24 protein-coding genes are annotated in these 21,031 nt (G+C 61.3%); 18 read left to right on the top strand and 6 right to left on the bottom strand.

What is annotated here, in order from left to right; translation table 11 throughout:
- Positions 1–166 precede the first annotated feature (166 nt).
- From LGH74_RS09010 to LGH74_RS09030, 5 genes are all read left to right on the top strand, one after another.
- The gene (locus LGH74_RS09010; RefSeq protein ID WP_226174810.1) at positions 167–637 is read left to right on the top strand and encodes a hypothetical protein; all 471 of its coding nucleotides are present in this window, start codon (positions 167–169) and stop codon (positions 635–637) included.
- A 37-nt stretch (positions 638–674) separates the two neighbouring features.
- Complete coding sequence (locus LGH74_RS09015; protein WP_226174812.1) at positions 675–944, top strand: hypothetical protein; 270 nt, start codon at positions 675–677, stop codon at positions 942–944.
- 193 nt (positions 945–1,137) lie between these two features.
- On the top strand, positions 1,138–1,470 hold the full coding sequence (locus LGH74_RS09020) for an ArsR/SmtB family transcription factor (RefSeq protein ID WP_226174813.1): 333 nt from the start codon (positions 1,138–1,140) through the stop codon (positions 1,468–1,470).
- A gap of 58 nt (positions 1,471–1,528) precedes the next feature.
- Positions 1,529–2,104, top strand: a complete 576-nt coding sequence (locus LGH74_RS09025; protein WP_226174815.1) for an ArsI/CadI family heavy metal resistance metalloenzyme — start codon at positions 1,529–1,531, stop codon at positions 2,102–2,104.
- A 183-nt stretch (positions 2,105–2,287) separates the two neighbouring features.
- Positions 2,288–3,109 carry a universal stress protein gene (locus LGH74_RS09030; protein ID WP_226174817.1) on the top strand — a complete coding sequence of 274 codons (822 nt, stop codon included), beginning with the start codon at positions 2,288–2,290 and terminating at the stop codon, positions 3,107–3,109.
- Positions 3,110–3,112: 3 nt separating this feature from the next.
- Here the strand turns inward: LGH74_RS09030 and LGH74_RS09035 are convergent, their stop codons facing one another.
- Positions 3,113–3,616 carry a GNAT family N-acetyltransferase gene (locus LGH74_RS09035; RefSeq protein WP_226174819.1) on the bottom strand — a complete coding sequence of 168 codons (504 nt, stop codon included), beginning with the start codon at positions 3,614–3,616 and terminating at the stop codon, positions 3,113–3,115.
- 109 nt (positions 3,617–3,725) lie between these two features.
- Here LGH74_RS09035 and LGH74_RS09040 point away from each other — a divergent pair, with 109 nt between their 5' ends.
- Positions 3,726–4,883 (top strand): Gfo/Idh/MocA family protein, encoded by a 1,158-nt coding sequence (locus LGH74_RS09040; protein WP_226174821.1) that lies wholly within the window; start codon positions 3,726–3,728, stop codon positions 4,881–4,883.
- A 252-nt stretch (positions 4,884–5,135) separates the two neighbouring features.
- Here the strand turns inward: LGH74_RS09040 and LGH74_RS09045 are convergent, their stop codons facing one another.
- The gene (locus LGH74_RS09045; protein ID WP_226174823.1) at positions 5,136–7,262 is read right to left on the bottom strand and encodes a TonB-dependent receptor; all 2,127 of its coding nucleotides are present in this window, start codon (positions 7,260–7,262) and stop codon (positions 5,136–5,138) included.
- Between the two features lie 331 nt (positions 7,263–7,593).
- Here LGH74_RS09045 and LGH74_RS09050 point away from each other — a divergent pair, with 331 nt between their 5' ends.
- Positions 7,594–8,127, top strand: coding sequence for a hypothetical protein (locus LGH74_RS09050; RefSeq protein ID WP_226174825.1), 534 nt, complete (start codon positions 7,594–7,596; stop codon positions 8,125–8,127).
- Positions 8,128–8,201: 74 nt separating this feature from the next.
- Here the strand turns inward: LGH74_RS09050 and LGH74_RS09055 are convergent, their stop codons facing one another.
- Positions 8,202–8,621 carry a hypothetical protein gene (locus tag LGH74_RS09055; protein WP_226174827.1) on the bottom strand — a complete coding sequence of 140 codons (420 nt, stop codon included), beginning with the start codon at positions 8,619–8,621 and terminating at the stop codon, positions 8,202–8,204.
- 163 nt (positions 8,622–8,784) lie between these two features.
- Complete coding sequence (locus LGH74_RS09060; protein WP_226174829.1) at positions 8,785–9,366, bottom strand: helix-turn-helix domain-containing protein; 582 nt, start codon at positions 9,364–9,366, stop codon at positions 8,785–8,787.
- Between the two features lie 332 nt (positions 9,367–9,698).
- On the opposite strand from LGH74_RS09060, the gene LGH74_RS09065 reads away from it, so the two are divergent.
- The 5 genes from LGH74_RS09065 to LGH74_RS09085 all read left to right on the top strand — a co-directional run bounded on the left by LGH74_RS09065 (position 9,699) and on the right by LGH74_RS09085 (position 14,116).
- The gene (locus LGH74_RS09065; protein ID WP_226174832.1) at positions 9,699–10,313 is read left to right on the top strand and encodes a sensor histidine kinase; all 615 of its coding nucleotides are present in this window, start codon (positions 9,699–9,701) and stop codon (positions 10,311–10,313) included.
- A 109-nt stretch (positions 10,314–10,422) separates the two neighbouring features.
- The gene (locus tag LGH74_RS09070; protein ID WP_226174833.1) at positions 10,423–11,178 is read left to right on the top strand and encodes a DUF2490 domain-containing protein; all 756 of its coding nucleotides are present in this window, start codon (positions 10,423–10,425) and stop codon (positions 11,176–11,178) included.
- A 139-nt stretch (positions 11,179–11,317) separates the two neighbouring features.
- Positions 11,318–12,544, top strand: a complete 1,227-nt coding sequence (locus LGH74_RS09075) for a PQQ-dependent sugar dehydrogenase (RefSeq protein ID WP_226174834.1) — start codon at positions 11,318–11,320, stop codon at positions 12,542–12,544.
- Positions 12,545–12,721: 177 nt separating this feature from the next.
- Positions 12,722–13,525, top strand: coding sequence for a hypothetical protein (locus tag LGH74_RS09080; protein ID WP_226174835.1), 804 nt, complete (start codon positions 12,722–12,724; stop codon positions 13,523–13,525).
- A 36-nt stretch (positions 13,526–13,561) separates the two neighbouring features.
- Positions 13,562–14,116, top strand: coding sequence for a hypothetical protein (locus tag LGH74_RS09085; RefSeq protein WP_226174837.1), 555 nt, complete (start codon positions 13,562–13,564; stop codon positions 14,114–14,116).
- A gap of 244 nt (positions 14,117–14,360) precedes the next feature.
- Here LGH74_RS09085 and LGH74_RS09090 read toward each other — a convergent pair whose 3' ends face one another.
- Entirely contained in the window at positions 14,361–14,813 is a 453-nt protein-coding gene (locus LGH74_RS09090; RefSeq protein ID WP_226174839.1) for an energy transducer TonB, read from the bottom strand.
- A 190-nt stretch (positions 14,814–15,003) separates the two neighbouring features.
- Between LGH74_RS09090 and LGH74_RS09095 the strand changes: the two genes are divergently transcribed.
- From LGH74_RS09095 to LGH74_RS09120, 6 genes are all read left to right on the top strand, one after another.
- On the top strand, positions 15,004–15,306 hold the full coding sequence (locus LGH74_RS09095) for a sll1863 family stress response protein (protein WP_226174841.1): 303 nt from the start codon (positions 15,004–15,006) through the stop codon (positions 15,304–15,306).
- A gap of 8 nt (positions 15,307–15,314) precedes the next feature.
- Positions 15,315–15,629 (top strand): outer membrane protein assembly factor BamE, encoded by a 315-nt coding sequence (locus LGH74_RS09100; protein WP_226174843.1) that lies wholly within the window; start codon positions 15,315–15,317, stop codon positions 15,627–15,629.
- Positions 15,630–15,824: 195 nt separating this feature from the next.
- The gene (locus tag LGH74_RS09105) at positions 15,825–16,769 is read left to right on the top strand and encodes an alpha/beta fold hydrolase (protein WP_226174845.1); all 945 of its coding nucleotides are present in this window, start codon (positions 15,825–15,827) and stop codon (positions 16,767–16,769) included.
- A 139-nt stretch (positions 16,770–16,908) separates the two neighbouring features.
- Positions 16,909–18,003 (top strand): sensor histidine kinase, encoded by a 1,095-nt coding sequence (locus tag LGH74_RS09110; protein WP_226174847.1) that lies wholly within the window; start codon positions 16,909–16,911, stop codon positions 18,001–18,003.
- A 55-nt stretch (positions 18,004–18,058) separates the two neighbouring features.
- Complete coding sequence (locus LGH74_RS09115) at positions 18,059–18,784, top strand: LytR/AlgR family response regulator transcription factor (protein WP_226174850.1); 726 nt, start codon at positions 18,059–18,061, stop codon at positions 18,782–18,784.
- Positions 18,785–18,937: 153 nt separating this feature from the next.
- A complete protein-coding gene (locus tag LGH74_RS09120; protein ID WP_226174852.1) occupies positions 18,938–19,201 on the top strand; it encodes a hypothetical protein in 264 nt (87 codons plus the stop codon).
- Between the two features lie 80 nt (positions 19,202–19,281).
- Here LGH74_RS09120 and paaN read toward each other — a convergent pair whose 3' ends face one another.
- On the bottom strand, positions 19,282–20,952 hold the full coding sequence (gene paaN / locus LGH74_RS09125) for a phenylacetic acid degradation protein PaaN (protein ID WP_226174854.1): 1,671 nt from the start codon (positions 20,950–20,952) through the stop codon (positions 19,282–19,284).
- Positions 20,953–21,031 lie beyond the last annotated feature (79 nt).

A 21,031-nucleotide genomic window follows, 5' to 3' on the forward strand; every position in this document is an offset into this window, starting at 1 on the left:
GCATACGCAGCAGAAGCTAGCGGGTACGGCTTTATAGCTGCCGCACTGAAGGCAGGGCTACAGTTGAGGTTGGATTTTAAGCGGGGCTGTAGCCAAATGCGGGCAAGCTGCGTACATACTCGCAGAGCACGGCTTCGTGCCATCCATCCTTACTCTTCTTTCAGCCATGCAAACCCATCCTAACGACGGCAGCAACGATAATCCGGACGAGTTCAGCGAGTTTCGCAAAGACAAAACCCAGGACGCGGAAAACCTGCGCGAAGGCGCCGCCCGCGCCAACACCGCCCCCGATATGAAACCCTCGACGCCCGCAGGCACACCCGCTTACGGCGAATTTGGCGGAGCTATCAACGTCGCCCCAACCACTGGCTCTGATGTATACTCGCACCCAGCCGGCACCAACCCCGGCGGCGTAGCGGCCCCCAACGTAACTGAGCCCGACCAGAAAGGCGCCGCGCCCCAGAACCGCGCTACCGACACGGTAGTCAGCACCCAGGAAGCCGACGCCGAAACGCGCCGCGAAGCTTATAAGGAAGACGACCCGCGCTACGGCAGCGGTACCCGCAACTGGGAAAGCGAAGAGCCGGCCAACCGCAGTAACAGCCCCGAAAACCCCAATGACAGCGCCCTGAACTAGGCTCCGCCGCTTCTCTCACGCCACAACCAGTTTTTTTATGGATAAGAACAAGCAACCGGCTGCCTCAAATGAGCTCCAAAACGACGGCGCCAAGATGAGCCCCGAGCAGCAGAAGCACCACGACGAGCTCTACAACTACAAGCGCGACGAGGAAGGCACCCTGGACACGTCGGCCCAGCTGGAGCAGGAAACGATGGGTATTCCGGACGATACTGTGACGCCCGGTGCCAACCCCGGCACCACCGGCGACCCGGTAGATAATATTATCATCGAGTCGAACAACTCCATCGACGACAACAACCGCTAAGCATCGAACCCTTGATGCTTGCTGGTTCCTGAGCATTCATAACGGATGCGGGGAATTGGTAGTAGATTTCCTAAAAGCCGGCCAGACAATTGTTTGGGCGGCTTTTTTGTTGCCCCTAAAAAAATAACTGGTCAGAATATTGACTTTGAATTACACTATGTCGTATGTTTACGTCATACTACAAAGACACAGCATGACCTACGCCAAAACTGCCGATTTCACCCCTACCCAGCAGGAGCTGGCGCGCCTGGCTAAAGCGCTGGCCCACCCAGCCCGCATTGCCATCATTCAGTTGCTGGCGGCCAAGAAATCCTGCATTTCGGGCGACATAGCCGCCGAGCTACCCCTGAGCCGCACCACCGTGTCGCAGCACCTGCAGGAGCTCAAGGCGCTGGACCTGATCCGGGGCGACATCGACGGGCTGACCGTGTGCTACTGCCTGAACGTGGAACTGCTGCGCCGGGTGCAGGCGCAGTTTGCCGACTTTTTCGCCGAGGCCACTACCGGCTTCGACTGTGCCTGCTAATACCAGTTTGCTACCCGATTGACTCGTTTTTTCATTTCTCACTTTTCCCTTTTTCATCATGAGCAATGCTGTTTTTCCCCGCATGCACGTCAGTCTCTACGTAGCTGACCTCACGGCCACAGTGAACTTCTACACGGCCTTTTTCGGGCAGCCGGCTACCAAAATCCGGACTGGCTACGCCAAATACGTGCTGGATTCGCCGTCCCTGATTATCTCGTTCGTAGAGAATTCGGCGCGGGTCCGCAGTGACTTCGGGCACCTGGGCTTTCAGGTCGAAACCCTGGCCGAGCTCAACCAGCGCCTGGACGTGGCCCGCAGCCTGGGCCTAGTGCAGCGCGAGGAAGTAGGCACCAGCTGCTGCTACGCCAAGCAGGACAAATTCTGGGTAAACGACCCCGACGGCACGGAATGGGAAGTGTATTATTTCCACGAGGATGCCGAATTCAACGACCCGCGCTACCAGCACGAATACGACCAGGCGGCCGGCGGCGCGGACAGCAGCCAGTGCTGCATTGCTCCTGCTGCCACGACCACTACCATTGCCACCACCGAAGTGCTGACGACCGAGCCCATGGCCTTCGCGCTGGAAACCGCCCCGGCCGCCGCCTGTTCCACCAGCTGCGGCTGTGGCTGAAAATGGCTGGACCAGATTGGGCTTATAAGAACAGTAAGTTGGTTCAGCTATAAAATAGAGCGGGCCGCTCGGGCCCACTTGGAGTGGCAGGCTGCTAACCAGGGCAGGATAAGCTCTTACTTTAACGGCAGCCTAACGCTCCTGCGGTATCCTGCGTATCCTTATCGTTAACTACCTGCCCGTATGTCTGCTCCCCTGCTAGTCCTGACCGACTTCACTCCCGCCGCCGACGACGCTCTGCAGTATGCCGCCGCGCTGGCCGCCCAGCTGCAGATGCCACTGGTGCTGCTGCACGTCAACCGCGACTCTATCTTCGACCCCGAAACCTTCACGGGCCGGGTGCCACACCGCACGGAGGGAGAAATAGCCGTAGCCCTGGACGAGCGGCTGCGCCATCTGACTGTGCCCACTATTCCGGCCATGACGGCCGGCCGCTCCACGGCTGCCATTCTGGAAGTGGTGGAACAGCACCGGCCGGCACTGGTAGTGTTGGGCAAACCTAACGTAGAAGACCTGCCCGACGAGCTGGTGACGACAACTTCTTTGGATTTGCTGCGAGCCACGCAGTATCCGCTGCTGGTAGTGCCAATGGGCACTCTACCCCAGCGGCCCCAAAGTATTGTCATAGCCGCTGATGGAGCCCAGTTCCGGCTGGCTGCGCCGGCGGCTGCCGTGGCCCCGCTGTTGCAGGCTCTACAGGCCCACCTCACGGTGGTACACGTAGCCGAGCCCGAAGACGACGACTCCTGCATGGGCGCGCTGAGCATGGTGCGCCAATCGGGGCTGCTGGGCAACCTAGCCGAAAATGCCGTACATACCCGGGGGGCGCGGAACCTGGACGTGGCCAAGGGTATTGAGCACGCCGCTCAGGCCGTGCACGCCGACCTGCTGGTGCTCATTGCGCGGCGCCACAACATTCTGGGCCGCCTGTTTCACCGCAGCATCACGGCCCACTTCATCCGCCACTCCCGGCTGCCGGTGCTGGCCCTGCCCACGGCCGGGTAGCATTTAGGCACCTACCACCTGGCTGCGGCGCTCCAGCAGGCATACGTCGCGCCACTGGCCGTGCAGCTGGCCCAGCCGCTCCCTTATGCCCACGTCGCGGAAGCCGAAGCGCCGGTGCAGGGCTAGGCTGGGTTCGTTTTCCCGCAGAATCCCCGATTGCAGCGTCCAGATACCCTGCGCTTCCGACTCCTGAATCAGGTGGTGCAACAGCGCCTGCCCGATGCCCTGGCCCTGCTGCGTCGGGCTTACATATACGCTCACTTCGGCCACACCGCGGTACACGCAGCGGCCCGACACGGGCGTGAGGGCCGCCCAGCCGGCTACTGTGCCATCGGCGGCCACAGCCACGAGACGGGCAGCGGCCAGGTGACTTTCATTCCAGGCCGGCCACGCGGGTATTTCGGTGGCGAAGGTGGCGTTGCCGGTGGCAATGCCGGCGGCATAAATAGCCGCTACGGCCGGGTAGTGGGCCTCAGTGAGGGGCTCAATAGTGAAGGCGGAGTTCATAGCGTACGGGCCTGGGTAAAATGAAAGGCCCAAGATACAAGAGAAGCCGGGCGTAACGCAAAGCGGTAGTTGGCCGTTCAGTCAGCAGCTACCAACTACTACGCTACCGATGCCCATCAGCCCTGCTACTCCCGATTCGCGCCGCCGCTTTCTGCAACAGCTCAGCGTGGGCGCGGCCCTGGCCGCCGTGGCCGGACCGGGCGCGGCCTTTTCCCAACCTCAACCCGACCCTATGAAACCAGCGGATTCCGGCAAGCTCGGCTTTGCCATTGTGGGCCTGGGCAAGTTTGCCACCGAGCAGATTATGCCCAACTTCAAAGACTGTAAATATGCCCGCATTACGGCCCTGGTAAGCGGCACGCCCGACAAGGCCAAAAAGCTCGCCCAAGAATACGGCGTAGCCGAAAAGAGCGTGTACAGCTACGAGAACTTCGATTCCATCAAGGACAATCCGGAGGTGGATATCGTCTATATCATTCTGCCCAACTCGATGCACGCCGAGTACACGATACGCGCGGCCCAGGCCGGCAAGCACGTGCTCTGCGAAAAGCCCATGGCGACTTCCGTAGAAGATTGTGAGAAGATGATTGCGGCCTGCAAAAAGGCCAACAAGAAGCTCATGATTGCCTATCGGGCCCATTATGAGCCCTTCAACCTGGAGGCCATGGACCGAATCCGGAAGGGCGAGTTGGGCAAGCTGCGCGCCATCACCTCCGACCACGGCCGCCCCGTAAAGCCCACCGAAGACAAGGCCGACTCGTGGCGGGTGGTGAAAAAGCTGGCCGGTGGCGGCTCTTTAATGGATATCGGCATTTACGCCCTCAATGCCTGCCGCTACCTCACCGGCGAAGAGCCAGTGGAAATTACGGCCCAGGAATTCAGCGACAAATCAGACCCGCGCTTCAAGGAAGTGGAAGATAATATTCACTTCACCCTGCGCTTCCCCAGCGGCGTGCTGGCTTCCTGCACCAGCTCCTACAGCTACTCGGAGGTAAAGCGCGGCCGGGCTTTCGGCGACAAAGCCTGGCTCGACCTCGACCCGCTCTCCGACTACAAAGAGCACACGATGAAAATCGGCAGCGACGAAGGCAAGCAAGAACCCAAAATCAAGGAGGGCAACCAGTTTGCCGCCGAGCTGGACCACATGGCCGAGTGCGTGCGCGACAACAAAACACCCAAAACGCCTGGCGAAGAAGGATTAAAGGACGTGCGCTATATCATGGCCATCTACGAAGCCGCGAAGAAAGGCAAGGCGGTGAAGGTGTGATTTAGCGAACTAGTGAGTTAGTGGGTTTTATGTTCTGCCATCCTAAACAGAGCAAAAGGCGTCCTCATCTGGCCCAATCAAGCTTAGTGAATACAAAAAGCCCTTTACTACATTGGTGGTAAAGGGCTTTTTGCGTTGAAAGATGCTTGTCACTTACTGGAGCAAGGTTCTTCACAGGCTCGCAATGACAGGTAATTGTAGGCGGCAAAAAAACAAAAAAACAAAAACTCACTAACTCACTAATTCGCTAAATCACCACTTCCATCCTACCGTGGTGCCGGCGTAGAAATTGCGGGCGGGGGCGGGCTGGTAGAACCGGTTGCCGAAGGCGTTCAGGTCGGGGCCGAGGCTGTAGTGGCGGTTGGTAGCGTTTTCGAGGCCGGCAAATACGTCCAGCTCCAGGTGGCCCAGCAGGGTGCGGCGCCAGCCGGTGCGGGCGGCAAAGGTCCAGTAGCCGGGCGCATAGAAGGTGTTGGCGTCGTTGAGTGGCAGGCGGGCCTGATGGCTGAGTGTGGGGTGCAGGTAGAAGCCCGGCTTGGTGGTGGCATCGAGGCCGGCGCTGAGCGTGTGCGGGGCAGTGCCGGTGAGGCGGTTGCCGCTGTAGTTGTCGGCGTTCTGTTGATAGTCCTGGAAGCGGAAATGGTTGTAGGCGTAGCTGGCCCACAGGCGCAGCCCGGCGGCCGTGGCGGCCACGTCAGTTGGCGTGGCCGCAGGTTGCCAGAGCCAGCCACTCACGGCCGCCTCCACCCCGCGCTGGCGGGTAGAGCCGGAGTTGGCAAACAGTTGGGCGCCCTGCTCCGTGGTGCGCGTCACGATGGTTTGGCGCAGCCGAAAGTCGAAGGCGGCTACATCGAAGGTGAGCCGCTGGCTAAGGGCTTTGCCGCGCAGGCCCGCTTCGTAGCTGGTGCCGCGCTCGGCTTGCAGGGCCGTGTTGAGGCTGCCGTCGGAGGGCCGTATTTCTTCCTCGGTGGGGGGCGAAAAGCCGCTGCTCACGCTGGCGTAAGCCGAAATCAGCGGGGTAATTTCCTTGAGCAAGGCTACCCGGGGCGACACTTCGGGCTCGAAGCGGCGTTCTACCTCGTAGCCCCCGGGCGTGATGGTGCCGCCCGGCAGGCGGGTGATGTCGTAGGCGAGGCGGTTGTAGCTGGCGCCCACGGTGGCCAGCAGGCCGGCCGGCAGTTCCAGCTCAGCCTGCCCAAACACGAAGCCCGTGCTGGTCCGGATTTCGTCGTCGTAGCGCAGCGGGCCGGGCGTACCGGCGCGGTTGGTGTAGTTGCGGGAGCTTTCGAAGCTGCTTTGCCACTCCCCGCCCCCGCTCAGGCGCAGAGCGCGGCCGGCCACCGGCAGGCGGTAGGTGAAAGCCGTGCGCCCACCCCAACCCAGGGCCGTGTTGCGCTCATAGTCGACCAGGAATGGGGTACGAATGGCCGTGCCAGAGGTATAGAGCGTGGTTTTGTTGGTGAAGGCCGGCGTGAAACGGTACTCGTGCGACAAGCCCAGCAGCGCCGTGCGCGAGGCGTAAGCCGCCTGCTGGGCCACCGTGCCAGGGTTGGTTACTACGCCCGCCGCATTCACCACCGACGGCCGGGCCTGCCTTGGGTTCTGGTCGAACTGGGCCCGGGTGAGGCCGCCGGGTAGCTGGTAGCTCAGGTCGGTGTAGAGCAGGTGGGCGGCTACGGTGCGCTTCTCGGAGGGCCGGAATTCGCCGTCGAGGGTGAGCACGTCGCGCAGGGCGGCGCTGTTCTGACGGTAGCCGTCCAGGCTTTGGTGGGCGTACTGGGCCCGCAGGCTGCTGGCAGCGGTGCTGGTTTCGGCCGTGGCCGAGTAGCGCCGCAGCCCGTAGCTGCCCGCCGTGAAGCCCACCTGGGCCCGCGACTCGCCGGGCGCGGCCTGGCGGTTTGAGAGCAGAATGGCCCCGCCGGTGCCGGCCCCGTACACGCTGGCCGTGGGGCCTTTCAGCACCTCGATGCGCCCGATGGTGGCCGCGTCGAGCAGGTTGAAGGGAGTGCTGCCGCTGGCCTCAGTGAAGGGAATATCGTGGTAATATACTTTCACGTTGCGCACCCCAAACGGCGAGCGAAGCGTGCTGCCCCGCACGCTGATGCGGTAGCTGGCCGTGGCCCGCTCCTCCAGCCGCACGCCGGGCAGGGTATTGACGGCGGCGGCCAACGACGATTGGTTGAACCGCTCGATACCCGCGGCATCCAGCACGGCCACGCCGGCCGCCGTGCGCCGCAGGGGCAGATTGGTGCCGTAGCCCACCACGGTAGCCTCGGGCAGCTTCACGGTGCGGGTGGTATCGGGCGGGGCGGGGGTTTGGGCCCGGGCCGACAAGGTCAGCAAGCCGAGGGGAAACAGCAGTAAATAACGGGGACGCATACGCACAAGTCAGGTCAGTGAGCATCCAAACGGCAAACCGGGCGGGATGTTTAGGCTGATAATGCCCGTCTTAGTGTATCTTGACTGCTAGCAGCTGAGCGTTCCGCTATTTCCGTCTCCGACTTTTCCCATGTACGCCCTTCGCCGCCACCGTCGCCAGTTGCTGCTTCCACCGGGCTTGCTGGCCCTGGCGTTTCTGTTGCTGCTGGGGTGTAGAGTGATAGAGCAGCAGGCAGGGCGGCTGAGAGAGCAGTACGTAGTATCACTTACTGTTGCCCCACCGCTCCCAAACCAAGACCCTATTTTAGCGAAGGGAAACCCACACTTGTACATGCCTCCAAGCAAGCTGGAGCATTTCCGCCCCTGGCAAACGGTCCTGTTGACCGGCAATGTCTGGCAGGACTACTTTTCTCTGCAACAAGCTCAGACCATACTCCGGCAACTGCATCACGCCCCAAACCATGACCGGGGATTACGTATCCGCTTTGGGCCGCAAGCCTCCTACGCCAGCCTTATCCAGACCTTGGACCAGCTGTATAATGCGGACGTGAATAAGTACTGGCTGGATATTCATCATGAGCCGACCACGCTCTATACCTTCACCACGTATCAGCAGCAGCCCCTAATCGAGTGCTACGGTACTTTCACAGGCAAACAAGCTACTGCAACCCTAGCACCTCGCCTGTACAGCTGTACAGAAGTTGGCACTATTCCTTTCAAACTAATGCCACCAGAGGAGGCATCGATTTGGGCCCATGTTACTGAAGACATACCCCCCTTTTCAATAACTACCACCTGGGCATCCCTGCTCCTGCTGGCCCTGGTTTCGGGCGGGCGGCTGTTTCGGCAGTGGCAGCAGGCATAGGTCTTCCCCTGCCCATCCCACAAAAAAGCCTGCCCGGTTTCCCGGGCAGGCTGTTGCATAGGCATAGCATAAGGTTAGGCAGACAGCTCATCGTGGCGGACTTGCACCTGGGCTTTGCAGTCCAGGTAGCCGGTATGCTGGCGCTGGGCGGCATCTAGCTCCCGGGCCCGGCGGAAGGCCCCGCTGCCGCCCTGGCCGACGAGCTGCTCGTCCTGGAGCCCTTCGCGCTTGCGTTTGAGGCCGCGCAGCTTCACTTCCTCCTTGGTACGGGCCGGGCCGGCGAGCATCGTGGCGATACGCGCCTCCAGGGGCGTAATCTGCTCGGTCAGGGAGTCGATTTCGTTGACGTTGGCCGTGGCCTCCCCGGTTTGCAGGGTAGTCGAGCGGGTCGTGGCCGTAATCCGGAACTCCATCCGGTCAATATCGGCCTGGGTTTCGGCGAGTACCAGCAGACACTCGGCGCGGGAGATAAGCAGGTGAACAGGGTAATCCATAGTACTGATAAGAAAAAAAGAGGAATAAACCAGAGTGGCGGAGTGCCACCCCACAGAAATATAAGCAGCTATTAATCACGTAGAATAGGTATATACATATTTATTTTTATACCACCTTACGGTGAGTGCCGTATCCTCGCCCGGCCGTCCCGCCCACGCCCCGTTACCCCTTCCCTCCGGCCAGCCAGGCTTCCAGCAGCACCCCCTCGTGCCGGTAGGCTTCCCCTCGCATACCCAGCAGCGCGGCCACCACCGGCCCGGCCTCAGCTTCGGGGAGCAGGGCATCGGTGGCGGCTTCGCGCAGGCGGGCCAGCCAGCGGCGGCGCAAGGCCAGGGCCACCGGCTCGGCAGCCGTTTCGGGGGGTAGGGCCGCGTGCAGTACCGGGGCGGCTGCCAGGCGGCGGGCGGCGGTGCGCAGGGTGCCCAGCAAGGCCAGGTGCTGCAAGTGCAGCCGCCGGACCTGGTAGTCGCACTCGCGCAGGCGGGCCAAGGCCGCGGCGGGCCCGGCACTAGCCAGGAGCAGCGCGGGCGCGAGCGGCGGGGCCGGCACGGTCGTTTCATCGTCGGGCAGGGCCTGGGCCGTGAGCCAGGGAAACAGCCAGGGCCGGGCGTGGCGGGGCAGCTCCTCCCGGCCCGTTTCCACTAAGGCCAGCAACGAGCGGCTTATGCCCAGCCAGGTGGCTAGGTCGGCCTGCAACAAACCGAAATGGGCGCGCACGTCGCGCAGCAGCGGGGCATAGCTCATGGCAAGGCAGGTCAGGCGAGACCTAACAATTTCTCAGCCCATCCGAAATGGTGTTAGGTAAGGCCTAACCTAACATAATTTCACCTAACATGATATGGTGTTAGGTGAAATCGTGTTAGGTCCGAGCCGGGAGGGCGGCGCGGGGGCCAGAAACCGTAGTTCCTGAGCGAAAATCGAGGATAAACGCGGAGCGGCTTGTAGTTATCGATGCGGACCTTTGCAGAGCCTAACGCCCTGGGCTGTATGGAGAACAGGCAAAAGGGCCGTCATGCAGAGTATTCTGCGCATGAAGCAGAGCCGAAGCATCTCGCGTGCTGACGTTGCAATAGTAATTGCGCCTGAGTTTGCGCCAGCAGCAGGCCTTGTTTGAGGCCGTGCAGGCGGCCCAGGAAGCCGAGCGCAAACGCGTGGCCGAAAGCCTGCACAACGGTATTGGCCAGTTGCTCTTTGCCACCAAGCTACGCCTCGACCAGCTGCACGCCCCGGCGCTGCACACCCTGCCGTCGTTGGTAGCTGCCCGCCAGGAGGCCGACCGGCTGCTGGCCGAAGCCATCCGCCAGACGCGCACTCTCTCTCACGAGCTAGTGCCCATGATGCTGGAAAAGTTTGGCCTGGCGGCAGCGCTGCAGGACATCAGCCGGAAGATGAGCTCTCCGCAACTGAGCCTGCGCTGCCAGGTGCTATTCGACGAAGATGCTGGCCCGATATCCCCGGCTTTGCAGCTGGCACTCTACCGGATGGCCCAGGAGCTGGAAACCACGCCCGGCTGGGTACTGCTGCGCGCTGAAGACAACGGCCCCGGCTTCGCCCCAAGCCCAACGGCCAGCACCGGCCTGGGCCTGCGCAGCATCCACGACCGGGTAGAGCTGCTGGGTGGGGTAATGGAAACCGGCACTTCGGATGGGGCCTACGTGCGCATTCGCCTGCCGCTCTCCCGCCCGGTATAAGGCGGGCTACTACGGAAATGAGCTGGTGGAAGGCAACGCCCGAGGGCCAGCCGGATAACCTCCGGCCGTCGGGCTGCGTCTAGCAAGTATGCCTTTCCTCCAGCCCAGTGTGGCTTTTCTTTTTTGCCTGGGCTCTTTCGCCGCCTGCGGGCAAGCCAGCCGCTTGGCCGACCGTAACCACCTCGGCTGGCTGGTGTATGAGGGCGACCATCGTTTGGGCCGCCGCTGGACGCTGCACACCGAGTACCAGTGGCGGCGCACCCACTTTATTGGCCGGCCCCAGCAGCAGCTGGCCCGGCTGGGCGCGGCCTACCAGCTGCTCCCCCGCCTGAGCGTGGCCACCGGCTACACCAACCTGATTACTCACCCCTACGGTGCCTACCCCACCGCCGCTACCGGCGTGCCGTTTCCCGAGCACCGCAGCTACCAGGACGTGCAGCTGAGCGACACCCTGGGCCGCCTCGGGCTGGAGCAGCGGGTGCGCCTGGAGCAGCGCTGGCAGGGCCAGCTGGCCGAGGGCCGGGGCCGGGCCGTGCAAAGCTGGGAGTACCAGAACCGTATCCGCTACCAGCTCGCGGCTACCCTGCCCCTGCAAGGCCCCCGCCTCGACGACGGTGAATGGTACCTGACAGCCTTTGACGAGGTGTTTCTGAGCTTTGGCCGTAATGCCAGCAAGGTGTTTAACCAGAACCGAATTGGGGCGGGCCTGGGCTACCAGGTGCAGGACAACTTCCGACTGGAGGCGCTTTACCTCAACCAGATAACCCAGCACGCCGACGATGACGAAACTTCCGGCTTGCCGGTGTTCGAGTTCAACCACGGCTTCCGGCTGGGCGTAGCGTATGATTTCACGCTGGGGCAGTAGCGCGAACTTTGTAGTTCGCGTAGCCCGCGCTGTTAAAGTCGTTCTGGCACTCAAACTACAAAGTTCGCGCTACTGCCGGCAACCCTAACCCGGTGCAGGCGGTAAACCGAAGTGCTCTATTCGCTCAACTTCCTACTGTATGACTACCCGAATTCTTCCCTATCTAACCGCCGCGGCCCTGCTTTCTACCCTGACTGCCCAGGCCCAGAACGACTATGAGAAGACCGTAAAAGACGGCTTTGCCGTCAATGTCTTCAAGCCCGGCAAGGTAGACGCCACCGATGCCTACGTGGCCCAACTCAAAGCCCCGGCGGGTTTTACCGTCACGAAATTCGCCGAGAAAACCGGCAACCCGCGCATGCTGGCCGTAGCCCCCAACGGCGACGTGTACGCCTCCGACCGCACCAAGGGCACCGTCATGCTGCTGCGCGACACGAACAAGGACGGCAAGTCGGATATGATGAAAGAGGTAGCTAAGCGCCCCGACCTGCACGGCTTGGCCCTGCGCAACGGGAAGCTCTACATCAGCGCTATTCGGGAGCTGTTCGTGGCCGACATCAAGGCCGACGGCACGCTGGGGGAGCTGAAAACGCTGTATAAAGACCTGCCCGACGCCGGCCAGCATCCTAACCGCACCCTGAACTTCGGGCCCGATGGCAAGCTGTATTTGTCGGTGGGCAGCACCTGCAACGCCTGCGACGAGCGCAACAAGGAGCAGGCCACGCTGCTGGTGGTGAATACCGATGGCTCGGGCCGCAAGGTGTTTGCCAAAGGCCTGCGCAACACCATCGGCTTCGGCTGGCACCCCGCTACCAAGGCCCTCTGGGGCTTCGACCACGGCATCGACTGGCTCGGCGACGAAGACCAGCGTGAGGAGCTGAACGAAATCAAGGAGGGCAGTGACTACGGCTGGCCCTACGTGTACGCCGACGGCAAGATTCCACCCCACCCCCAGCCCGCCGACATGACGCCCGAGCAGTACGCGGCCAAAAGCGTGCAGCCCGTGCAGCTCTACGCCGCCCACGCGGCCCCGCTGGGCCTGGTGTTCAACACGGGCCAGCAGTTTCCGAAAGAATACCAGAACGACGCCTTCGTGACCATGCACGGCTCCTGGAACCGCGCCCAGCCCTCGGGCTACCGCATCGTGCGCGTGAAGTACGATGCCCAGGGAAAAGCCACCGGCATCGAGGATTTTGTAACCGGCTGGCTCGTGAACAACAACAAGGAGCAGTTCGGCCGCGTCTGCGGCATTGCCCAGCACACCGACGGCTCGTTGCTGATTTCGGACGACTCGAACGGCGTAATTTACCGCGTGGCCTATGCGGGCGGTAAAGCGGCGGAGAAAGGCAAGGCGAAGAAAGGGTAAACCATTGAAGAAGGAACGTCATTCCGAGCGAAGCTGAGGAATCTCGCGTGCTGATGTTGTGGTAGCAATCCAACGTCGCCACGCGAGATTCCTCGGCTTCGCTCGGAATGACGTGCTGTTTTTTTACTATTCACACTTCTACTGCGTTACTTGTTGGCTTAACTTTCCTGCCCGGCCATGTTGCTTTATCCTGTTCGCCGCTTCCACCGGCCTCTGCTGTTTCCGCCCAGCCTACTGGCGCTGGGGTTTCTGCTGTTGCTGGGGTGCCTGGCATTGCGGCCCTGGTATCCGGCGTTGGAGCCGCGGTATATGCTGGAACTTACGGTGCCGCCCAAGCCAACGTCCGATTATATCTTCTTTCAGGTTTCCTCACAATCTGGCATACACGAGTGGCTTCAGATCGGTGAGACGGAGCGTATTTCTAATTTTGCAGAAAGGTTAGAGCGTTATTCTCAGCTGCCCTATTTCCGCTCTTGGCAGGATTTTGCTTTTACCGGAGTACTAGAGCAGGATCTGACCACTGCCAATGAAGCCCGATTAGCTATGCGGGTAATGCAAACAGATACAATGCACGCTAAAGGCATACGGATACGCTTTGCTAAGCAGGCCACTTACGCTAGTCTGGTTCAGGGATTGGAGTGGGCAAATTCTGCTACCGAAACGTATTTGCTGGACATTCACCACACGCCTGTTACACTGTATGCTTTTACCAATGTCTACAAATCGCCAGTTTTGGCTGATGGTATTCTTTACCCCAACAAGGCTCCTGTCCCATTTGGTTGTGGCACTGCTTATTACGACGTAATTGACAAAAAGCCACTCGCTTCTTTCGGAGGCCAGATGCAAAATTGGCTCACGCGCTGGCAGCAAGCTCGGAGCGAAGCCTTCTCTTCCTCTGCGTGGCAACTTCCAATCCTATTCCTGTTAGGAATTATAGCCCTAAGCAGCTGGAAAATGGCGCGGCGGTGGCACACGGCGTAGCTATTGCGTGTTTCCCAGTCTGACCCAGACTTCCCTATGCCCGCCCTTTCCCCCGACCTGCGCAAAGCCCTCTTCAACTTACCCCAAAAGGAAAAAGACCAGCTCCTGGCCCGCCTCGTGGCCCAGGACGCGGTGCTGACCGAGCAGCTGGCCTACCGCCTGCTCGAAGGCCCCGACGCGCTGGAGGACCGCCGTGCCCAGCTCCGCACCCAGATTGACGACCCGGTGCGCGGCTACCACCAAACGCCCAACGATTTGCTCATTATCGTGCGTCAGCTACAGGCCCGCATTGGCTACCACGCCAAGATTACCGAGGACGCCTTCGGGGAAGTGGAACTAACCTTGCGCCTACTCAACCGCGTCTTTGAGCACCAGCCCCAATTAGTAGCCAAGCTGCACGGCCCCACTCAGCCCTTGCTGCAACACCTGGCCAAGCGCACCCACGACGCGCTACGCCAAACCGAGAAACTCCACGCCGACTACCACCTGGAGCTGGCCGAAACCATCCAAACGCTCCTTCAACGCCTCTGGCAATCCGGAGCCGCGCCCCTGGCCCGGGAGCTGGGCGTACCGAAGGAGTTTAGTTGTTAGTTGTTGGTTGTCAGTTGTTAGAGCTGTCATCCTGAACGCAGTGGAGCATTCCGAGCATCAAGCGGCGTTGAAGAACCTTCCCTCGCCTACCCCACCGCAGATAGTGCCAATGTAAAAAGCCAATTACCACGCAAGTAGTAGAGGGCTTTGGTACGTTGAATCACCCTTATCACTCAAGGGAGGAAGGTCCTTCGCGGGGCTCAGGATGACAGCGCTAACAACTGACAACTGACAACTTCACCACCTACTCCAGCGCCCGAAACACGATGGGCAACGTGTAGGCCACTTTCACGGGCTGACCGCCGATGCGGCCGGGGTTCCACCAGGGCATGATGCGCACCAGGCGCAGGGCCTCTTCGTCGAGGCCATAGCCGAGGCCTTTCACCACTTTGGGGTCCAGGATGTGGCCCTGCTCATCGACGACGAAGCTGACGTGGACTTTGCCGGACGCGCCGTGGTTGAGGGCGGCGGCCGGGTAGTTGATTTTGGCCCGCAGAAACTTGGCAAAAGCGGCGTCGCCGCCGGGAAAGCCGGGCATTTCCTCGGCCGTGTGGTACACGAGCGGGGCGGCGGCCGGGGCACTGCCAGTGGGCACGCTGCTGCCGCTGTCGGAAAGCGCAGCCGCGAGCTGGCTTTGGGCGGCGGTGGGAGCCGTGGCCAGCAGAAACGAGAAAAGCACGAGTAGCAGTGGACGCATGGCGGGGCGGGGTATCTGGCAGACATACAAAGCTATGCCCTGGCTCAAGCCCGGCCGTAACGCTACCGTTATGCTTGTGTTGCCGTTGTGTTGGCAGAGGTTGCGGTATCCTTTGCCGCCAAAAAGCAGTACATTATTTCAGGGTTCTTTTCCCCACCTTTTCCAACGCCCCCGCCTAGCTTTCACCACCATGTCTACTCCCAACCCCGAAAATATGCGCGTGCCTCAGCATCTGAGCGAGGCCGAGCTGCACCAGGCCCTCGACGAGCTGGATGCCAAAATCAAGACGCTGCGCAACCGCACCCACGCCACGGCGGCCAACTCCGAAAACACCTACCACGAGCACATTGCGGCCCTGGAAGTGAAGCGGGCCAAGCTGGCCGAGCTGGTTGGGCCCGCCAGTGCCAAAGCACCCGAGCGCCCCGGCAGCACCTGGGACGAAATCCGCCGGGGCATCGACACCCTGCGTGAGGACTTGCGCAATATCATTTAGCCCCTACCATGAAGAACTTTTTTCCGCTCGCGGCCCTGGTGGCTGCCTTGCTGCTGAGTGCCTGCACTGCCCAGGAAAGCTTTCAAAACGCCGAAAACTGCGTGAAAGTGGAAGTCGGGATGAGCGAGCAGCAGGTGCGCGGCATTATGGGCGCGCCCACCGGCGAAGATGCAGCCGAGGGCAGCGGCAAAACCTGGTCGTACCTGTTTGGCAGCGCCACCGACACCCAGCCCATCCGCATTCAGTTTGATGCCAACGGCAAAGTAAGCTCTACTACCTGCGCCCCGGAAGCCTCGGGCTCGGAGCGGCCTACAGGCAACTAGAAGCACGTTTTGCTAACTATACGCGGCCCCGTCTCAGTCTTTGAGGCGGGGCCGTCGGCGTTGCGGGCGTTACCATTCGGCCGGGTTTACGGCTGGTCAGCGGCCCTATTTACCGTTCGCCCAAAACCTGTTTCATGGGGCCGGGGCTAGCGCTAGGTTTGAGTCATCATTCACCGCCAACCTCACTCCTGCTCTATGAACTTCGCCGCTACCCTCCGCCCCGCCCTGGCCGCCATGCTACTGGCTGCTGCCCCGCTCACCGCCGCCCTGGCCGCTGCTTCGCCGGTCAGCGCTACTGCCCTCATTGCCGACGATGCCGCCGCCCACCCCGGCTTCACGGTGAAAGTAACCGGCAAAGGCCGCCCCATGCTGCTGATTCCGGGCCTGACCTGCCCCGGCGCGGTGTGGGACGAAACCGTGGCCCACTACCAGAAACAGTACCAGTGCCATATAGTGTCGCTGTCCGGGTTTGGCGGGCAGCCGGCCACGGCCAATACCACGGCCTTTCTGCAAGGTGTGTGCGACCAGCTGCTGGTGTACATCAAGGCCCAGAAAATGAGTAAGCCGGTGATAATAGGCCACAGTTTGGGCGGCTTTATGGCTTTGTGGCTGAGCGCCACCCAACCCGAAACCGTCGGCCCGCTGGTTATCGTCGATTCGCTGCCGTTTATGGCCGCCATTCAAAACCCGAGCCTGACGGCGGAAGCCGCCAAGCCGATGGCTGAGGGCATGCACCAACAAATGAGCAAGGGCCGCATGACGATGGCCACCCAGCGGCAGATGGTAAGCAGCCTGGTAACCGATACAGCCCGCGTGACGCAGGTGGCGCGCTGGGGCCTGGCCTCCGATGCGGCCACCGTGGCCCAGGCCATGTACGACCTGATGACCACCGACCTGCGCCAGGATATTGCCCGCATTCAGCAGCCGGTGCTGGTGCTCGGGGCCTGGGCGGCCTACCAGCAGTACGGCTCGACGCTGGAAAGCACCCGCGCCATCTTTGCCAGTCAATATGCCAAGCTGCCCCAGCACCACATTGAGATGTCGCAGGCCGGCCGCCACTTCCTGATGTACGACGACCAGCAGTGGTTTTTCGCCCAGGCCGACGCGTTTCTGAAGCAGAGCACGGTGGCTAAAAAGTAGGCGGTACAGAGCAGAATAGAAATGTAGCCCGTCATGCTTGGCTCAGGCTCAGCATGACGGGCTTTGCCGCCTGGCATTCTCGTGCAGGATGCCCAAGGCGGCTCCACCCATATCCGAACGGCGCTATATTGCTCATCTTATGGCCATCATTACCGCCCGCCCCCGGCTTTACTGGACGCTGCAGCTACTCTGCTGGAGCCTGTACGCCCTGATGGGAATTACCATTTTCAAGGCTACCGGGCGGCTTACGCCGGGGCTGGCCGTGTCGCAAGTATTCATCGTTGCCCTCAATATCGGCACTTCGCACCTGCTGCGCGGCCTCATTCGGCGGGGCGGCTGGCTGCGATTGCCGGTATTAGCCGTGGTGCCCCGGCTGCTGGTCGTCAACTTCCTGCTGGCGCTGGGCACGCAGTTCGTCATTTCAGGCATCATGATGTTCATCGTGGGCGTCTTCACGCCGGGCGAGTTCAGCTGGCTGATGCTGGTGCTCTATTCCTGCTACGCCAACTTCGTGTTCTGGCTCTGGTCGGTGCTTTACTTCGGCCTGCACTACCTCGACGGCTATAAGCAGGCCGAGGTGGATAAGTGGAAGCTGACGGCAGCCGTGCAGGAGGCCGAAATGCGGATGCTCAAGGCTCAGATCAATCCGCACTTCATGTTCAACGGGCTCAATAACATCCGGGCGCTGGTGATTGAAAACCCCGCCCGGGCCCGCGACATGATAACTCACCTCTCGGACTTGCTGCGCTACTCTATTCAGCTCAACAGCACCGAGCAGGTGCCCCTGGCCCGGGAGCTGGAAATCGTGGAGCACTACCTAGCCCTGGAAGCTATGCAGCTGGAGGAGCGCCTCGCCTACTCGCTCGACGTGGCCCCCGAAGCCCTGGCCGTGCCCATTCCACCCATGACGCTGCAATTGCTCGTGGAAAATGCCATTAAACACGGAATTGCCCCAAACCCCGACGGCGGCCGGATTCAACTAGTAGCCCACCTCGACCAGCAGGAGTTGCGCGTAACGGTGCGCAACACCGGCCACTACCAGCCCCGCTCCGGCCACGAAGGCGTGGGCCTGCGCAATGCCCAGGAGCGGCTGCAGCTGCTGTTTGGGCCCGCCGCCAGCCTGCAGCTCACCAACAGCGCTACCGAGCCCGGCACTGTAGTAGCCGAGTTGCGGCTGCCGGCCGGGCCTGGGTCCCCGGCCCTGCGGCCCGCGCTGGCAGCCGTTTCCGCATAATGCTTCCAACGCCTTCCTATTTCGCCATCCTGCTCATTTTCTTGCCCTGCTTGCTATGAATGCCCTTCTGGTTGATGATTCGCGGCTGGCCCGCACCGAGCTGCGCCACCTGCTACAGGCCTTCCCCGAAGTAGTCGTTGTGGGCGAAGCCCGGCACGCGGCCGAAGCCCGCCAGCAGATCGAGCAGCTCCGGCCCGAGCTGCTGTTTCTGGATATTCATATGCCCGGCGAAACCGGCTTCGAGCTGCTAGCGTCGCTGGAAGCGGCCCCGCAGGTTATTTTCACCACGGCCTACGACGAGTATGCGCTGCGGGCTTTCGAGGTCAACGCCCTGGATTATCTGCTCAAGCCCATCAGTGAGGCCCGGCTGGCGGCGGCCCTGGAAAAGGCCGGCACTCAGCGGCTGGCCCCCGCCATGCCGCCCGAAGAAGCTACGCCTGCCCCGCTGTCGATGCAGGATCAGGTGTTTGTAAAGGACGGGGAGCGGTGCTGGTTTGTGCGGTTGGCCGATATCCGACTGTTTGAAATCAGCGGTAGCTACACCCAGATCTACTTCGAGCAGCACCGGCCGCTCATTCCGCGTACCCTGCAGCACCTGGAGGCTCGCCTCGACCCAAAAGTATTTTTCCGGGCCAACCGCCAGCAGATCATCAATCTGAAATGGATTGAGAGCATCGAGCCCTGGTTTAGTAACACGCTCAAGATAAAGCTACGGGAAGGGCCCGAAGTGGAAGTGTCGCGCAAGCAGTCGGTGCTGTTCCGGGAGCTGTTGAGCCTGTAAGCGGCGGGGCAAATGCGGGCCTTTCAACCGACTGGGGGTATAAGTTAGCTCCTCAGTAGCCCAAGGGCTTATGTATCTTTTATCCCTCGTTCTTAGTATACTACCAGGCAAAGCCCCGACACTCCCGACCGGGGCATTTTCCAGTGCCTCTCCATGAAAAGACTAGTACAATTGCTCGCCTGCAGCCTGCTCATTACCGGCGCATCCTGCTCCCAGGATACGGTCAGCCAGGGTGCCAACCCGAAGAAATACAAGGCCGTTTCCACCAGTGGCCCCCGTCGCACCAACGACAAATCCAAGTTCAAAAAGCACCGCAGCCCCGGTTTCGGCGTCGATTTGAATTCCCGCAACCCCTACAAGGCCAAAACGGTACCGGCTCCCAAAGACTACAAATTCGACAAGAACCCCGGCCGCTAAGCACCGCCTCGTTAGTACCAACAAGCAGCGCCCCGCCTGAATTGCTCAGCCGGGGCGCTGTTATTTATCGATGATAAGCTTTAGGAAGCGGCAGGCTCGCGGAAACCCACCCAGGTGAAGCGCTTAATTACAAATTCAGGGTTGGTGAAGGAGGCATTGCCGGCCGGGTTGCCGCCCGTTACGTGGAAGTCGGAAAAGCCCGCGTTCTGGTTCACGTAGATGCCGCCGGTCAGGTTGAAGCTCACGGGCGTGCCAGCCAGGCTCATTTCATCCATTATCTGCTCTTTCACCTGCGCGTCGGTGGTATAGGCCCCGCAGCTGATGGCGCCGTACTCCCGGGCCAGCTGGGCCGCCAGCCGAATGCTTTCCTGGGTGTCGCGGGTTTTGATGACCAGCATAATCGGCCCAAACAACTCTTGGCTAAATTGCTCGATACGGGCCGCATCTACCTCATGAATGCTGGGCGAGCAAGTGCGCGCATTCTGGAAAATGGGGTGAGCCACGGTGCCATAGGGCAAAATGCTGCGGCCGCCATCCAGCGTCAGCTGCTGCACCCGGGCGTGGGTAGCGGCGCTCTGAATAGCCCCCAGCACGTGCGGGCCGGCTTTGGGGTTGGTAGCCAGGCTCGTAACGGCGGCAGCCAGCTTCTGCACTACTTCCTCGTAGGGCACTACTTCGTCGCCGACGCGCACGCCGCCGGCCGGAATAAAGAAGTTCTGGGGCGCGGTACACATCTGGCCTGAATAGAGGCTCACCGAAAACGCCAAGTTCTGGGCCACCTTGTCCAGGTCGTCGCAGCTGTCGAGGATAATGGAATTGACGCCGGTTTTCTCGGTAAACACGGTTTTGCCCGGCAGACTTTCGATATAGTCGCCAAACTGGGACCCGCCGGTGTAGTCGATGAGCTTCACGGCCGGGCTTTCGGCCAGGTCTTTGGCAATCAGCCGGTCGTCGGCATCCACGGCCAGCTGGCAGGTATTTACATCCAAGCCGTAGCCGGCCAGCACTTTCTGCACCTCGGCCACCATAATGGCAATGGGCAGCACGGCTTTGGGGTGGGGCTTCACGATAACCGGGTTGCCGGTAACCAGGGAGGCAAACAGGCCCGGCACCGAGTTCCAAGTGGGGAAAGTAGAGCAGCCGATAACCAACCCCACACCCTTAGGCACGGCCCGCCAGGTTTTGAGCAGCGCCAGGTTGTATTTGCCCATGGGCTTTTCCCAGCGGGTTTCCTCCGGAAAGCGGGTTTGCTCCTCGTAGCCGGCGGCAATGGCTTCCAGGGCCCGGTCGGCGGCATGGGGGCCGCTGGCCTGAAAGGCCATCATAAACGCCTGGCCCGTGGTGTGCATGGTGGCGTAGGCAATTTCGAAAAACCGGTCCTTAATACCGTCGAGGGCCTCGGTGAGCAGGGCTGCCCGCTGCGCTGGCTTGAGTTTGCGCCAGGGGTTGAAGCTGGCCTGGGCGCGCTGCACCAGGGTTTCGGGCGCGAAATATGGATACTGCACGCCCAGTGGCAGTTGCTCCCACGGCGACTCTTCCTGGCCCACCCACTGCTCAGCACCAGTCTGGAGCAGTTCGGTGAAGCGCTGGTGGCGCTGGCGCTCAAAGGCTTCGTGGCCGAGCCGGTCGGCATCGGGGCCATAGATTTCGGGCGAGGGGTTTTCGGGGAAGGCGGCGAAAAATGTGCGGCCGTGCAGGGCCCGAATGGCGGTATCGAGCGTATCCTGGTGTTTCTGGGTGGGAATGGGCATATGCGCTTGGGAAAGAAGCGGGAGAAGAGTTGGCGGAGTATTTAACGGAGTTAGTCGAAAAGTAGCGGGCCGACCTCAA

The sequence above is a fragment of the Hymenobacter lucidus genome (assembly GCF_020447265.1).
In the GTDB taxonomy this organism is placed as follows: Bacteria; Bacteroidota; Bacteroidia; order Cytophagales; family Hymenobacteraceae; genus Hymenobacter; species Hymenobacter lucidus.